We start from the raw sequence: 13,726 nt of genomic DNA, 5'->3' as shown, positions 1-13,726 counted from the left end.
TATCTTGAGAGAAACGCGATGATTATATCAAACAAAGCGAATAATGATAGCCATTCTCATTTAAAAAAATAGTCATCTAAATTCGTTATTTGAGGGTAGTCAGAGTGTTAGCTTCTGCTATTCTAAAACGACTTACTTTCAGCGGAGAAATTATGTCTGACTTATCGATGCTTGCCCTGATTGGCGTATTGTCCATTAGTTGTCAGTGGTTGGCGTGGCGTATTAAGCTGCCGGCAATACTGCCGTTGTTAATTTGTGGCTTACTGCTAGGGCCCACTCTGGGGTTACTTGAACCAGACTCGCTATTTGAGGATTTACTCTTTCCTTTTGTCTCATTAGCGGTGGCGGTTATTTTATTTGAAGGCAGCCTGACCCTGAAATTTGAAGAAATTCGTGGTCATGGTCGCATGGTAACCAACCTGGTTAGCATCGGCATGCTGGTAACCTTTGTTGTTATCGCCATACTAACGCATTTTATTATGGGCTATGGCTGGGAAATTTCAGCCTTGTTCGGAGCCCTTGTTGTGGTCACAGGGCCGACCGTTATCCAGCCCATGATACGGTCTATCCGGCCGATTAATAAGTTAGCGAATATTTTGCGCTGGGAAGGCATTATTATTGATCCGCTGGGTGCCTTGCTCGCGGTACTGGTATACGAGTTTATTATTGCCAGCCAGGATGTTGCTTTCCTGCATGCTTTGCAGGCCTTTGCAACCACTATCGCTTTGGGCTTTGCTCTGGGTTGGGGCGCAGCGCGTTTGCTTGGCCTGGCTCTGGGGCGAGGCTGGTTTCCGCATTACTTACAGAACGTTGCTACCTTAACCATAGTGCTGGGTGTTTTCGCGCTATCTAATGCTATTCAGCATGAGTCTGGCTTATTGACCGTTACGGTCATGGGCATGGTTATGGCTAATACCCGTAATCTCAATATGGAAGAAATACTGGAGTTTAAAGAAACCCTCAGTGTGCTTCTTATTTCTGCGCTTTTCATTATTTTGGCAGCGCGGCTGGATTTTGCAGAGTTTGATGCGCTGGGGATACCCGCGGTTATTCTAATTGCCATTATTTTGTTTGCCGTGCGCCCTTTGGCTGTGTGGTTGTCTGCGATAGGAACAGAATTAAGATTTAAAGATAAGGTTTTATTATCCTGGATAGCGCCCCGCGGTATTGTTGCGGCGGCAGTTTCTGCATTATTTGCGTTAAAAATGGAAGAATCTGGCTGGACCGAAGCCGCGGCGGTTGTTCCACTGGTTTTTCTGGTGATAATGACCACCGTTGTATTGCAGAGTTTAACCGCGAAACCATTAGCCAGAATGCTTGGGCTGCTGGAACCACAAGCCAAAGGCTTCTTAATTTTCGGTGCTAACCAAATGGCGCGGGCCGTTGCAAAAAGCATACAGGAAAGCGGCATCCCCGTTCGTCTGGCTGATACTAACTGGGAAAACATCAAGTTAGCGCGGATGGATAATTTACCGGTGTATTTTGGTAATCCGGCATCTGAGCACGCCGCTAACAACATTGACCTAACTGGCCTTGGTCAACTGTTAGTTATGTCACCTTACAAACAGCTGAACCCCTTAGTGTCGATGTATTATCAGGACTGGTTTGGTTCCAGAAAAGTGCATGGCCTGAACGGTGGTGAGCAGGACTACCGGGCCAGCCACCAGTTGACTGAAAACTACCGCAAAACATTAAACTTGTTTGGCGACAGCGTAACTTATTCAAAACTTGCCAGCCTGCATTTTAAAGGCGCTAAAATTAAGTCGACACCTATTACCGACAGTTTTAGTTTTGCAGACTATCAGCAGAAGTATGGAACTCGTGCCTTGCCGATGTTTGCATTGGACGATGCCGAAAAACTCCATATCTTTACCACCGAAAGGGAATTGATACCGCAGCCGGGTTGGACGGTAATAGCCATGATTTCAGCGGAGCCTGAAGAAAATGACGTCGAGCAGGATAACGCAGAACGAAAAGAATGATGTTGTCGGCTGCCCTCAATGCGACTGGGTAAGCCGACGAGTCGTTCTTTCGGCGAATGAACGAGCTGAATGCCCACGTTGTGGGTACATTCTGGAGCATGGTAAGAAAGCAAAGCATTTTACTTTGGTGGCAATAGCCACCTCGGCTCTGGTCATGCTTTTAGCCAGTCTATCGGTCGACTTTATTCGTTATTCTGCGGCCGGTGTTGAACAGTCAATGACCCTACTGGACACTGCGTGGCAGCTTTCTTATTTTCACGAAAAAGTATTGGCTGTGTTAGTTCTTTTAACGGTTATTCTCATTCCGTTTATTTACCTGGTGAGCCTGATTTGGGTTTACAGTCATGCTAAAAACGCAGCACGAAACCGAAGTAGTCTATATTTACTGCGCTTAACCGAACATCTAAAACCCTGGTTAATGACCGACGTTTTCCTGCTTGGCACTTTGGTGGCGTTGGTTAAGATCTCCAGCCTGGCAGATATTCGCTTACTGGAGGGCTTCTGGAGCTTTAGCGCCTTTGTTGTGCTGTTACTTTTCGTTTATGAGCGGGTGAAACAGACACCCGTTTGGCGGCATTTGATTAAAACGCCACAGTCAGCACCTGACGGTCAACCCGGAATGACAGCATTTGAACAAGGGTTACAGACTTGCCCGGTATGTTATGCACTGAATTCTCAGAACGCTGATACTTGTTACCAATGCACAGAGCCACAGAAAACATCCTGGTGGCGTAGGCCAGGCACAACGGTCGCGTTAATTACTGCCGGCGCTATTATGTTAATTCCGGCGCATTGGTTACCGGTTATGGAAACCGTCCGATTTGGTAGCGACCAACCGTCAACCATAATTGGCGGAGTAACGGAGTTATGGCAAAGTGGGGATAAACCAATAGCGGCTATTGTTTTTGTCGCCAGTCTGGTTATACCTGTGGCTAAAGTACTGGTGCTGATAACTTTGCTAATATTAGCTCGCTGGCAAACCCCGCAAACGGTTCGCCACCGTCTTATTTTATTCAAACTGACGGACTGGATAGGGCGCTGGTCAATGATCGATATTTTTGTTGTTGCGATACTGGTAGCTTTGGTTCGTAGTGGTTCCGTTATGTCGGTTTACCCGGGCAGTGCTGCGGTTTCATTCGCGGCAGCTGTGGTTCTTACTATGCTTGCAGCGATGAGTTTTGATACACGCTTATTCTGGCGAGAGGCAGATAAATGACAGAGAGTTCAACGACTAAGGTCCGCAAATTTTCCGGCATATCACCGGTCTGGATTGTACCGCTGCTGGCTCTTGCTGTGGCGCTTTGGATGGTTTGGCAGGATACGCGCGGAACCGGGCCCACTATTACTGTGGCGGTAGGGGACGCGGAAGGCATCGAAGCCGGAAAAACTCAGGTGAAAGTTCGTAACGTAGACGTCGGACAGGTTACTGAAGTGCGCCTGTCGGAAGACTTTTCTTCGGCTGTTATAGAAGTGGCGATGAACGAAGGCACCGAGCGAATGTTAAACCCGGAGACCCGAATTTGGGTAGTAAAACCCAGAATTGGACGACAGGGAATTAGCGGGTTGGGAACTTTACTATCAGGTGCTTATATTCGTTTGCAGCCAGGAGACTCTAAGGAGCAGCAGTCGCATTTTAAAGCACTGGAACAGCCACCTGTTACTTCTCAGGAAACTCCAGGGCGCCGGTTAAATTTGACCAGCGAGGGGCAAACCAGCGTAACAGTAGGTGACTCAGTGCAATATCAAGGTTTCACCGTTGGTCAGGTAGAGCAGTCGGAGTTTCAGGTCGATGAACGACAAACTCGATATCAAATTTTTGTAAAGGCTCCTTATGATGAGCTTATTACCGAAAATACGCGGTTCTGGTTGCAGCGGGGCGTTTCTATTCAGTGGAATTCTCAGGGACTGGACTTGGCTTTGGGCTCCATCGAGTCCCTATTGGGAGCCAGTGTGACTTTTGGTGTTCCTGAAGGACAGCCACGGGGGGATAAGCTTACCAGTGAACAGGAGTTTGAGCTGTTTGAAAGTCTGGAGGAAGCAAAACAGCAAGGCTATATTCACGGTATTGATTACGTTGTTTTACTGGATGAGTCTATTGCGGGTCTTGAAAAAGGAGCTCCTGTTCAATTTAAAGGGGTGCGTGTTGGTACGGTAAGAGAGGTGCCGCTGCGTTGGTTCCCGGAAAACGGTGATGAAGCTCCTTTAAAACGTATTCCCATTCTTATTCGCTTTGAACCTGAGCGCCTAAGAGGGTTGGTGGCCGATACCGATATTGAAAACTGGGAAAGACGTTTGCCAGAATTATTTAAGCAGGGTTTAAGAGCGAATATCCGAGCCTCTAACTTGTTAACCAATACCTTATTTGTCGATGTTCGCTTTTATCCGAACGCTGGTGAGAAAAGTGGCGACGATATATTTGCCGGATACCCGGTTATGCCGGCAATGGCTAGTGACTTCACTCGACTGGAAGAAAAGTTAACGGCGCTATTGGATAAGTTCAATCAGTTGCCACTGGAGCAGGGACTTAATGACTTTTCGGCAGCGATGAGTTCGGTCGACAGTACGGCCAGGAAGCTTGATAGTGTGTCGGAAAGTTTGGCGGCTATTGTTGAGCAACCACAAATGAAGCAATTGCCTCAGTTATTGCAGCAAAATCTTATTCAGCTGAAAGAGCTTACCGGCAGTTTTAATGAAGGTTCCCCGACACGACAGCAGCTGAATCAAACGTTAACTGAAATTGAGCAGCTCTCACGTGAGTTAAAACCGGTAATTGAGTTGTTACAGGAACAGCCGAACTCGCTTATTTTTAGCCCATCTATAGAGCCCGATCCGGAGCCGAAAGCTTATGAATAGCAGATATTCTTTTCCAAAAATACTCAAGCCGTTTGTTACTGGTGCAGCAATTGCGTTGCTCGCCGGGTGTTCCTCTAACTCATATGAGATAACGCAATATCGACTTCCACATTTGAGTGAGTCCGCGGAAGCCTTGTGTCATGCGGATAAGCGTCCTGTATTTGTGGGTGATTCAGCGGCGAAACCCGGGTTGCAGCTACAGCAGGATGAAACCCGCTGGCATAGTGCCCGGCAGCACCGTTGGAGTACGCCTCTGGCGCATCAACTTCAGCGTAGTGTTCAGCGCCTTTTGCTGGCTGACAATTGTGAAGGCAAGCTAACGGTTTGGGTTGACGATTTTTATGGAAGTAATGACTCACGGGCCGTTGTTGCGGGTCACTGGGAGTATAAAAGTCAGGATAGCCAGACGGTGTTGAAAGGAACCTTTACTGAAAGCACGCCGTTGAAAAGTGACGGCTATCCTGCGTTAGTCAATGCTCTGGATGAAGCCTGGCTTAATGTTATGGACACCATCAGCCTGGGAGTAGGGCAGAAGCTGGCGCGTTAAAAGCGCCATTCTCCACTCAATTGAACGCCCACTTCGCCGTCGTAATTGCTGCCGTCAAGGTATTGCAGAGAGAGTTTAACTAACCCCGAAAAAGCAGGTTCAGTGCGCCGCAGTAAAGCCCGTGACAGAGTGTCATCGTCTTTTTCTTTACTATGACTGACCAGCGCCGTCCAGGCAGAACCGTCGGCTGAAAACTGGCGATAGCTGGCAGATACAGTCTGACTCTCACGGGGGAAAGGCGAGCCGGGATTACGCTGGTGGTTCAGAAAGTATTGTCTTTGATTTTCGTCCAGCGAATAAAAGTCGTGTTCTTCTCCGCCGTCTAACTGACTGTATTCAACCGTGAAGCTATGACGACGTTCTTTAGAGCCTGTCATCCATTGTGCGCCCAGGGTATATACCGGTTTGTCGTCGGTTTCCAGTTTTCGGTCAATACCCAGTTCTGCGTAAGCTGAAAACTGATGAGTCCCCCAGTCGAAACCGGTTCTGGCATCGGCGGTCAACATCCGGTTGTCGGGGCGGTTGTCGCCGCTCTGCTCAATGGCGCTAATGCCGAACCATAAATGTTGAAATAACTGACTGGAGAAGCGGATGCCGTTAACCCGGTAATGGTCGCTGTATCCGTCGTCCTGATAGGCGCTGAATAAACTGATTTTGAATGGATTCATTCCGGCTGGTGGATAATCAGGAGCGTAATCGATTCGAATTTTAGGCATAGGGCGTGCATTGTTAGAAAACAGCAAGCTGCTGTGCTCTGCCGGCCCCCAACGCAGTGGCAGTGAGTCCAGACTGAAGCTCCAGTCATTCAGGTTGTAAGCTAAGTAACTGCCATCCAGAGTCTTTTTGTGATCACCTTCAAAGGGGTCCTGACGATAGTTTACCTGAATTCTTGCCGCCCAGTTTGTACCGTGCATACTGCGACTTAGGCTAATTTTGCCTTCCTCATAGGTGTCGTCGCCGTAATCCTGAACTACCTGCTCGCTATCCGTTGCACCGATATACCATCGTGTTTTAGGCCCATTCTGAGCTTGTGATAATTGATGACGCACATGGCGTAATGCTAATTGCTGGGTTGGGCTCAAACCTTTTAATTCAAGCGCATCCAACTCCGGCAGTAAGCTTTTCCAGGTTATTGGAAATTGCTGAATGGGTGTTTTGATAAGCCCTGATTCAGCTAATACAATCAAGCTGTTCCGCAATTCCGCATCATTTGCTTCAATCCATACGGAGCTAAGCGCAGAAGGGGTCATGAGTAAGCTAAGACCACCAGCAATAAGTGTGTTACGAAAAAATGAGATGGATGACATGAAACTGATTTGAATCCCTATGACAAATTACGTTCTATACTGCCAGAAATTTTAACACTAAGACAACGGTTTATCTGCGCTTTTCAGTTATAATATCCAGCCTTGGAGGTTTCCTTATGGCTTTTAAAAATTTTTTGGTGGCAGGGTTATTCCTCGCCGTTCTTAGTGGCTGCGGGCAGGAAGGTACAACCGATTTGCACAGTGCTGAAGTCAAAGCTCTGGACGAACAGTTACTGCCTAATAATAACTGGCAACTGAGCCGGGCAACGATTGAGCTTAGTTTTTGCCGTAACCGCATTAATGAGGCTTTGCTGGCATCGGAAGCCGAACTCAGAGGCTGGCGCCTATCGGGGGAAAGTACGGCGTTTCCGCCGCACAGAAGCGAGGGCATAAATGCTTTATCAAAGCTTTTCAAACAAACCGATGTTTTACTCTGGCAGGCAGAAGGAAATGTCAGTGCACAACGCTATCATTTGGTTAAACCAGCAAAGGCTTCTAAAGGCGAAGTGGTTGATGCCGTTTTTCCTGCTGTCGTCAGCTTATCCGCCATTGATGAAGTGTGTCATGCAGCAGTCGATGACTCTGAATATTGAGCAAACTTTATTCTCCGAAAATTCGTAGAGTTAGCAAGTTTTTGAAAAAAATTTCTGCGATTCAGTATAAGTAAACTAAACTGAAGATTAGAGGCGAACGCAGAGGGGGAGTCGTTATGTCTATTGGGCTAGATATTGAAAATAAATTGCGGGAAGCGTTTACTCCAGTACATCTGGAAGTCGCGGATGAAAGTCATATGCATTCAGGCGGAGCTAATGCTGAATCTCACTTTAAAGTGGTCTTAGTGACCCCTAAGTTCAGTGGAGAGAGACTTATTAACCGTCACCGTGCGGTTAATAAAATTTTAGCGGATGAACTAATGAATCATATCCATGCACTGGCGTTACACACCTATACCCAAGGTGAGTGGGAGCAATTGGGAGAGTCCAGACGTTCACCGAACTGTCTGGGTGGGTCGAAAATAGCGGCAAATTAAGAAAAATTACGCATGTCTGATGTGTTCCTGTGGTTTGATTGGTTACAATAGCCAAAATAATGCGAACAACAGGGATACATCAATATGATCATTAAGCCAAAAATTCGCGGTTTTATCTGCACCAATTCTCATCCGGTGGGTTGTGCCGAAAACGTCAAACGTCAAATCGAATTTGTCCGTAATAAACCTGCCATCACCAATGGCCCTAAGAATGTTCTCGTCATAGGTTGCTCCACAGGTTACGGACTTGCCTCAAGAATTACTGCTGCCTTTGGCAGCGAAGCTCATACTCTCGGTGTTTGTTTTGAGAAAGAGCCTACGGAAAAGAAAACAGCGACAGCTGGTTGGTATAATACTGCCGCTTTTCATCAAGAAGCGAACAAAGCTGGTTTGGCTTTCCATTCAATTAATGGCGATGCATTTTCTGATGAAATTAAACAGGAAAGTATCGACTACATTAAACAAAACATGGGAAAAATTGACCTCGTTGTTTACAGCCTGGCATCACCTAAACGTAAAGACCCCGATAGCGGCGAAGTCTACAGTTCAGTGTTAAAGCCAATAGGCAAACAATACACAACTAAAACCTACAATACGGACAAAGATCAGGTACACGAAGTGACACTTGATCCGGCTACTGATGAAGATATTGCCAATACGGTAAAAGTCATGGGCGGTGAAGACTGGGAGCGCTGGGTTAAAGCTCTGCATAATGCAGGCGTGCTGGCCGAAAACTGCCAAACCACTGCTTATACCTACATAGGTAAAAAACTGACATTGCCAATTTATGGTCATGCAACCATTGGTCGTGCAAAAGAAGATCTTGATCGTGCGGCATCAGAACTTGTCGCCGAGTGCGATGATCTTAATCTGAAAGCTTACGTTTCTTCATTAAAGGCGTTGGTAACACAAGCCAGTTCGGCAATTCCTGTTATGCCTCTTTATATTTCATTAATTTATAAAGTCATGAAAGAAGAAGGCACGCACGAAGGTTGCATCGAACAGATTTATCGGCTGTTTACCGAAGGTTTATATAATAGTAACCCTGAGCTTGACGAAGCAGGTCGACTGCACATGGACGGTTACGAAACTAACGATAAGACTCAAGCGAAAATAGAAGCCCTTTGGGAGCAAGTCACTCAGGACAACTTCCATCAGCTTGCCGATTACGAAGGATATCATCAGGAGTTCCTGCATTTATTCGGTTTTGGCTTCGATAATGTCGATTATGACGCGGATATTGATCCAAAAGTAAACTGGTAAGCGTTGTGGGAAAAATGCTAAAATCCCAACGATAAGTGTGGAAAATGTTTCAGGTTGCCGATGACAAGCCCCCTGAAGGCGGTTGTTTGTGTCGGTAACTATTTGATTATTCAGGTTTCCAGTCCTGGTGGCTGGTTGTGATGAATCTTCCCTTAACGAGTAGTGCAAACGCATATGATTACGATCAAGAAAGGGCTGGACATCCCTATAAAAGGGGCGCCCCAGCAAGAATTATCCGACGGTAAGGCTGTGACGACAGTTGCTACCCTAGGTGAAGAATACGTGGGTATGCGCCCAACCATGCACGTGAAAGAAGGTGACCAGGTTAAGAAAGGTCAGCTGATTTTCGAGGATAAGAAAAACCCTGGTGTCAAGTACACAGCCCCTGGTGCTGGTGTAGTAAAAGACATCCTGCGTGGTGAGCGTCGAGTGTTGCAGGCGGTTGTTATTGAGCTGAAAGGTGACGAGCAAGTTACTTTTGACAAATTTGACAGCGACAAGCTTAACTCATTAGGTCGTGAGAAAGTTCAGGACATTTTGGTTGAGTCTGGTCAATGGACAGCTCTTCGTACCCGTCCTTATAGTAAGTCTCCGGCATTAGATGCAGAAGCCAGCGCGATTTTTGTTAACGCGATGGATTCTAACCCATTAGCTGGTGACCCAACTTTATTTATAAATGAACAGAAACAAGCTTTCATTGATGGTCTGAAGGTTCTTTCTAACCTGACCGAAGGTAAGTTGTTTGTTTGTAAAGAGGGTAATGCTGAAGTGGATACTGGTGACGCAGATGTCACGCTGGAGTCATTTTCAGGCCCTCACCCATCAGGTTTGGTTGGTACTCATATACACTTCCTTCAGCCTGCTAGCATCAAACGCCCGGTATGGCACATAGGTTATCAGGACGTTATAGCTTACGGTAAGTTATTCACTACAGGTGAAATCTTTACTGACCGCGTTGTCTCCGTTGCCGGAGAAGGTGTGAAAGAACCTCGTCTACTGCGTACTCGCTTAGGTGCTAACTTGCATGAGTTAACGGATGGTGAGCTAAGTGGTGATAATCAACGTATTATCTCAGGGTCAGTCCTGCATGGTCACACTGCGGATGACGAGCATGCCTGGTTAGGTCGTTTTCACAATCAGGTTAGTGTTATTCCGGAAGGCAATTATAAAGAGTTTTTGGGCTGGATACGCCCGGGCTCTGACTTGCACTCAGTAACACGTGCTTATGCCGGACACTTTAATCCGAAGAAGTTATTCAGCATGACAACGTCACTGAATGGTTCTTCACGTTCAATGGTTCCAATTGGTAACTACGAACGCGTAATGCCTTTGGACATTCTGCCAACATTACTGCTACGTGACTTGTTGTCAGGGGATACTGATGAAGGTCAGCAACTAGGTTGTCTGGAACTGGACGAGGAAGACCTCGCATTGTGCACTTATGTTTGCCCCGGGAAGTACGAATATGGCCCGGTGCTGCGTGACTGTCTCACTAAGATTGAGAAAGAAGGCTAACCATGAGCTTGAAAGACACACTCGAGCGTATTGAACCGCAATTTGAAGAAGGCGGTAAATACGAGAAGTGGTACGCGCTTTACGAAGCCGTAGCCACTATTTTGTACACACCAGGTACTGTGACTAAGTCGGCTACGCATGTTCGTGACCGTATCGACCTTAAGCGCATTATGATCCTGGTGTGGATGATGACGTTCCCGGCAATGTTCTGGGGTATGTACAACGTTGGTAACCAGGCTGCTTTGGCTTTGGCTGACGGCTATGCGCTTTCTGACGTCTGGCAGGTTGGATTGTTCCACTTGTTCGGTGGTGAACTTGGAGCCGATGCTGGATGGGGCACGAAACTTTGGTATGGTGCCTGTTTCTACGTACCTATTTATGCGGTTACCTTTATTGTTGGTGGTTTCTGGGAAGTGTTGTTTGCGTCTATTCGTAAGCACGAAGTTAACGAAGGCTTCTTTGTTACTTCGGTTTTATTCTCCCTGATTTTACCGGCGACAACACCATTGTGGCAGGTTGCTTTAGGTATCACTTTCGGCGTCGTTATTGGTAAGGAAATTTTTGGCGGTACTGGCCGCAACTTCCTTAACCCGGCACTAACCGGTCGCGCATTCTTATACTTCGCTTATCCTGCCAGCATGTCAGGTGATTCCATCTGGACTGCCGTCGATGGCTTTTCTGGTGCAACAAACCTAGGTAAAGCGGCTCTGGGTGAAATGGATTATGGGAATACTCAGCTTTGGTGGGACGCCTTCCTTGGTAACATCCAGGGATCAGTAGGCGAAGTCTCAACCTTACTGATTTTGATTGGCGGCTTAGCGTTAATTTATTTCCGTATTGCCTCCTGGCGTATCGTTCTGGGGGTCTTTGCTGGTATGGTTCTGTTCTCCGGACTACTTAACCTTGTTGGTAGCGAGACCAATCCAATGTTCGCAATGCCTTGGTACTGGCACTTAGTATTAGGTGGTTTTGCCTTTGCAATGATGTTTATGGCTACCGACCCGGTATCAGCGTCCTTTACCAATAAAGGGAAGTTTGCGTACGGCTTGTTAATTGGTTTTATGACGGTCATGATTCGTGTCATTAACCCGGCATTCCCGGAAGGCATCATGTTGGCCATCTTATTTGCTAACGTATTTGCACCGTTATTTGACCACTTTGTAGCACAGGCAAATATCAAACGGAGGTTAGCGCGCAATGGCTAAGAAAAATGAAAGTTTAGGCAAGACCGTTGGTGTCGTGCTAGCGCTTTGCCTGGTTTGCTCAATTGTTGTTTCTGGTGCTGCTATTGGTTTGAAACCAATGCAGGAAAAGAATGCGGCACTTGATATGCAGAAGAACGTTTTGGATGCTGCCGGTATTCTGGAAGCCGATACCGACGTTGTTGAAACTTACAAGCAACGCATCGATACCATGGTTGTCAGCCTTGAAGATTTAACCGTTAAGGAAGACATTGACCCGACATCTTTTAGCAACCGCAAAGCAGCGAGTGACCCTGAAAGAAGTAAAAAACTTGAGAAAAAGAACGACCCTGCTGGTTTAGGTACCCGCGAAAATTTAACACAGATTTATCTTGTTAAAGATGAAAGCGGCGAAACAACAGGTCTTGTTCTTCATGTTCGTGGCCAGGGGCTATGGGGAACCATGTACGGCTTGCTGGCGTTAGAAGGCGACTTTGACACTGTTAAAGGCGTTAACTTCTACGAGCACTCTGAAACTCCGGGGCTTGGTGGTGAAATCACCAATCCGGCCTGGGTAAAAACTTGGCAAGGTAAAGAAGTTTACGGCGAGGACGGTAACGTCCAGTTTGAAGTGGTAAAAGGCGGCGCCAAAGGCGAGCACGAAGTTGATGCGCTTTCTGGTGCAACTTTGACCAGTAATGGTGTTGAATACCTGGTTCAATTCTGGATGGGCGAAAATGGTTACGGTCCATTACTCAAGAAACTTCGTGAGGGAGAGTTGAACAATGGCTAATGTAAAAGAAATGAAGTCCGTATTATTCGGACCGATATTCGCCAACAACCCCATCGCACTACAGATTCTTGGTATCTGTTCTGCATTGGCTGTAACGTCGAAAATGAGCAACACCTTGGTTATGTGTATTGCACTAACTGCGGTTGTTGCGTGCTCTAACTTATTTATTTCGATTATCCGGAATCATATTCCGTCAAGCGTACGTATTATTGTCCAAATGACAATTATTGCGAGCTTGGTTATTGTCGTTGACCAGATACTAAAAGCTTACGCTTACTCAATTTCTAAAGAGTTGTCAGTGTTCGTTGGCTTAATCATTACTAACTGTATCGTTATGGGGCGCGCAGAAGCTTACGCTATGAAGAGCACTCCGTTTATGTCCTTCCTGGACGGACTGGGTAACGGTTTAGGTTACTCAGTGGTGCTGTTGGTTGTTGGCTTCATTCGTGAACTCTTTGGTTCAGGCAGCTTGTTTGATGTACAGATTTTACCTCTGGCATCACAAGGTGGTTGGTTCGAGCCTGTTGGCTTGTTACTGATGCCACCTAGTGCCTTCTTCATCATTGGCGGGTTTATCTGGGTACTGCGTACCTTCCGCACTGAACAAGTTGAACCTAAGGAGTAATGGTCATGGAAAACTATATCAACCTGTTCATCCGCGCGGTTTTCATTGAAAACCTGGCATTGTCCTTCTTCTTAGGTATGTGTACGTTTTTGGCTGTATCTAAGAAAGTAAAAACAGCATTTGGTCTGGGTGTCGCGGTTATTGTTGTATTGGGTATTTCGGTACCGGTTAACAACTTAATTTACCACAACATTCTGGCCCCAGGTGCTCTAGAATGGGCTGGCTTCCCGGATGCGGATCTAAGTTTCCTGAAGTTTCTGACCTTTATAGGTGTTATTGCCGCTATTGTGCAGATATTGGAAATGGCATTGGATAAATATGTACCTGCACTTTACAACGCACTGGGTATTTTCCTGCCACTCATTACCGTTAACTGCGCTATTTTTGGTGGCGTAGCTTTCATGGTCGAGCGTGATTACAATTTTGGCGAATCCGTTGTTTTCGGAATTGGTAGTGGTGTTGGCTGGGCTTTAGCTATTGTTGCTTTGGCTGCAGTGCGCGAAAAACTGAAATATGCAGATGTACCTGATGGCCTGCGTGGCTTAGGTATCACATTTATTTCAGTGGGTCTGATTGGTTTGGGCTTTATGTCGTTCTCCGGCGTATCCTTATAACCAGTGTGTTGAATCG

13 protein-coding genes are annotated in these 13,726 nt (G+C 46.5%); 12 read left to right on the top strand and 1 reads right to left on the bottom strand.

Translation table 11 applies throughout. The features are described from left to right. Positions 1-152: 152 nt before the first annotated feature. From IL_RS05420 to IL_RS05405, 4 genes are read left to right on the top strand one after another with little or no spacing between them, the layout of a single operon-like run. Entirely contained in the window at positions 153-1,982 is a 1,830-nt protein-coding gene (locus IL_RS05420; RefSeq protein ID WP_011234309.1) for a cation:proton antiporter, read from the top strand. Next, a complete protein-coding gene (locus IL_RS05415; protein ID WP_081423217.1) occupies positions 1,945-3,198 on the top strand; it encodes a PqiA/YebS family transporter subunit in 1,254 nt (417 codons plus the stop codon). The genes IL_RS05420 and IL_RS05415 overlap by 38 nt, the downstream gene beginning before the upstream one ends. Next, positions 3,195-4,835: an intermembrane transport protein PqiB gene (pqiB, locus tag IL_RS05410; protein ID WP_011234307.1), complete on the top strand. Its 1,641-nt coding sequence runs from the start codon at positions 3,195-3,197 to the stop codon at positions 4,833-4,835. Before IL_RS05415 ends, pqiB begins: the two co-directional genes overlap by 4 nt. Beyond that, positions 4,828-5,382, top strand: a complete 555-nt coding sequence (locus IL_RS05405; RefSeq protein ID WP_011234306.1) for a PqiC family protein — start codon at positions 4,828-4,830, stop codon at positions 5,380-5,382. The genes pqiB and IL_RS05405 overlap by 8 nt, the downstream gene beginning before the upstream one ends. Here the strand turns inward: IL_RS05405 and IL_RS05400 are convergent. Continuing rightward, the gene (locus tag IL_RS05400; protein ID WP_011234305.1) at positions 5,379-6,689 is read right to left on the bottom strand and encodes a capsule assembly Wzi family protein; all 1,311 of its coding nucleotides are present in this window, start codon (positions 6,687-6,689) and stop codon (positions 5,379-5,381) included. The genes IL_RS05405 and IL_RS05400 overlap by 4 nt on opposite strands. A 116-nt stretch (positions 6,690-6,805) precedes the next feature. On the opposite strand from IL_RS05400, the gene IL_RS05395 reads away from it, so the two are divergent. The 8 genes from IL_RS05395 (at position 6,806) to nqrE (ending at position 13,710) form a co-directional block, all read left to right on the top strand. Beyond that, the gene (locus IL_RS05395) at positions 6,806-7,282 is read left to right on the top strand and encodes a hypothetical protein (RefSeq protein WP_011234304.1); all 477 of its coding nucleotides are present in this window, start codon (positions 6,806-6,808) and stop codon (positions 7,280-7,282) included. 116 nt (positions 7,283-7,398) lie between these two features. Beyond that, positions 7,399-7,719, top strand: a complete 321-nt coding sequence (locus IL_RS05390; RefSeq protein ID WP_011234303.1) for a BolA family protein — start codon at positions 7,399-7,401, stop codon at positions 7,717-7,719. 84 nt (positions 7,720-7,803) lie between these two features. Then, positions 7,804-8,982 carry an enoyl-ACP reductase FabV gene (fabV, locus tag IL_RS05385; protein WP_011234302.1) on the top strand — a complete coding sequence of 393 codons (1,179 nt, stop codon included), beginning with the start codon at positions 7,804-7,806 and terminating at the stop codon, positions 8,980-8,982. A 174-nt stretch (positions 8,983-9,156) separates the two neighbouring features. Further along, the gene (locus IL_RS05380; protein ID WP_011234301.1) at positions 9,157-10,497 is read left to right on the top strand and encodes a Na(+)-translocating NADH-quinone reductase subunit A; all 1,341 of its coding nucleotides are present in this window, start codon (positions 9,157-9,159) and stop codon (positions 10,495-10,497) included. A 2-nt stretch (positions 10,498-10,499) separates the two neighbouring features. Then, positions 10,500-11,702, top strand: a complete 1,203-nt coding sequence (locus tag IL_RS05375; RefSeq protein WP_011234300.1) for an NADH:ubiquinone reductase (Na(+)-transporting) subunit B — start codon at positions 10,500-10,502, stop codon at positions 11,700-11,702. After that, a complete protein-coding gene (locus IL_RS05370; RefSeq protein WP_011234299.1) occupies positions 11,695-12,471 on the top strand; it encodes a Na(+)-translocating NADH-quinone reductase subunit C in 777 nt (258 codons plus the stop codon). The genes IL_RS05375 and IL_RS05370 overlap by 8 nt, the downstream gene beginning before the upstream one ends. Further along, positions 12,464-13,096 carry an NADH:ubiquinone reductase (Na(+)-transporting) subunit D gene (locus IL_RS05365; protein WP_011234298.1) on the top strand — a complete coding sequence of 211 codons (633 nt, stop codon included), beginning with the start codon at positions 12,464-12,466 and terminating at the stop codon, positions 13,094-13,096. The genes IL_RS05370 and IL_RS05365 overlap by 8 nt, the downstream gene beginning before the upstream one ends. 5 nt (positions 13,097-13,101) lie before the next feature. Then, positions 13,102-13,710: an NADH:ubiquinone reductase (Na(+)-transporting) subunit E gene (gene nqrE, locus IL_RS05360; protein ID WP_011234297.1), complete on the top strand. Its 609-nt coding sequence runs from the start codon at positions 13,102-13,104 to the stop codon at positions 13,708-13,710. Positions 13,711-13,726: the final 16 nt, after the last annotated feature.

The sequence above is a fragment of the Idiomarina loihiensis L2TR genome (assembly GCF_000008465.1).
GTDB classification, from domain to species: Bacteria; Pseudomonadota; Gammaproteobacteria; order Enterobacterales; family Alteromonadaceae; genus Idiomarina; species Idiomarina loihiensis.
The sequence above is the reverse complement of the archived record's forward strand: the minus strand, read 5'-3'. Positions and strand labels throughout refer to the sequence as shown.

Coding starts and splice junctions, on each gene's coding strand:
- IL_RS05420 (WP_011234309.1), top strand. CDS start 153: ATGTCTGACTTATCGATGCTTGCCCTGATTGGCGTATTGTCCATTAGT.
- IL_RS05415 (WP_081423217.1), top strand. CDS start 1,945: ATGACGTCGAGCAGGATAACGCAGAACGAAAAGAATGATGTTGTCGGC.
- pqiB (WP_011234307.1), top strand. CDS start 3,195: ATGACAGAGAGTTCAACGACTAAGGTCCGCAAATTTTCCGGCATATCA.
- IL_RS05405 (WP_011234306.1), top strand. CDS start 4,828: ATGAATAGCAGATATTCTTTTCCAAAAATACTCAAGCCGTTTGTTACT.
- IL_RS05400 (WP_011234305.1), bottom strand. CDS start 6,689: ATGTCATCCATCTCATTTTTTCGTAACACACTTATTGCTGGTGGTCTT.
- IL_RS05395 (WP_011234304.1), top strand. CDS start 6,806: ATGGCTTTTAAAAATTTTTTGGTGGCAGGGTTATTCCTCGCCGTTCTT.
- IL_RS05390 (WP_011234303.1), top strand. CDS start 7,399: ATGTCTATTGGGCTAGATATTGAAAATAAATTGCGGGAAGCGTTTACT.
- fabV (WP_011234302.1), top strand. CDS start 7,804: ATGATCATTAAGCCAAAAATTCGCGGTTTTATCTGCACCAATTCTCAT.
- IL_RS05380 (WP_011234301.1), top strand. CDS start 9,157: ATGATTACGATCAAGAAAGGGCTGGACATCCCTATAAAAGGGGCGCCC.
- IL_RS05375 (WP_011234300.1), top strand. CDS start 10,500: ATGAGCTTGAAAGACACACTCGAGCGTATTGAACCGCAATTTGAAGAA.
- IL_RS05370 (WP_011234299.1), top strand. CDS start 11,695: ATGGCTAAGAAAAATGAAAGTTTAGGCAAGACCGTTGGTGTCGTGCTA.
- IL_RS05365 (WP_011234298.1), top strand. CDS start 12,464: ATGGCTAATGTAAAAGAAATGAAGTCCGTATTATTCGGACCGATATTC.
- nqrE (WP_011234297.1), top strand. CDS start 13,102: ATGGAAAACTATATCAACCTGTTCATCCGCGCGGTTTTCATTGAAAAC.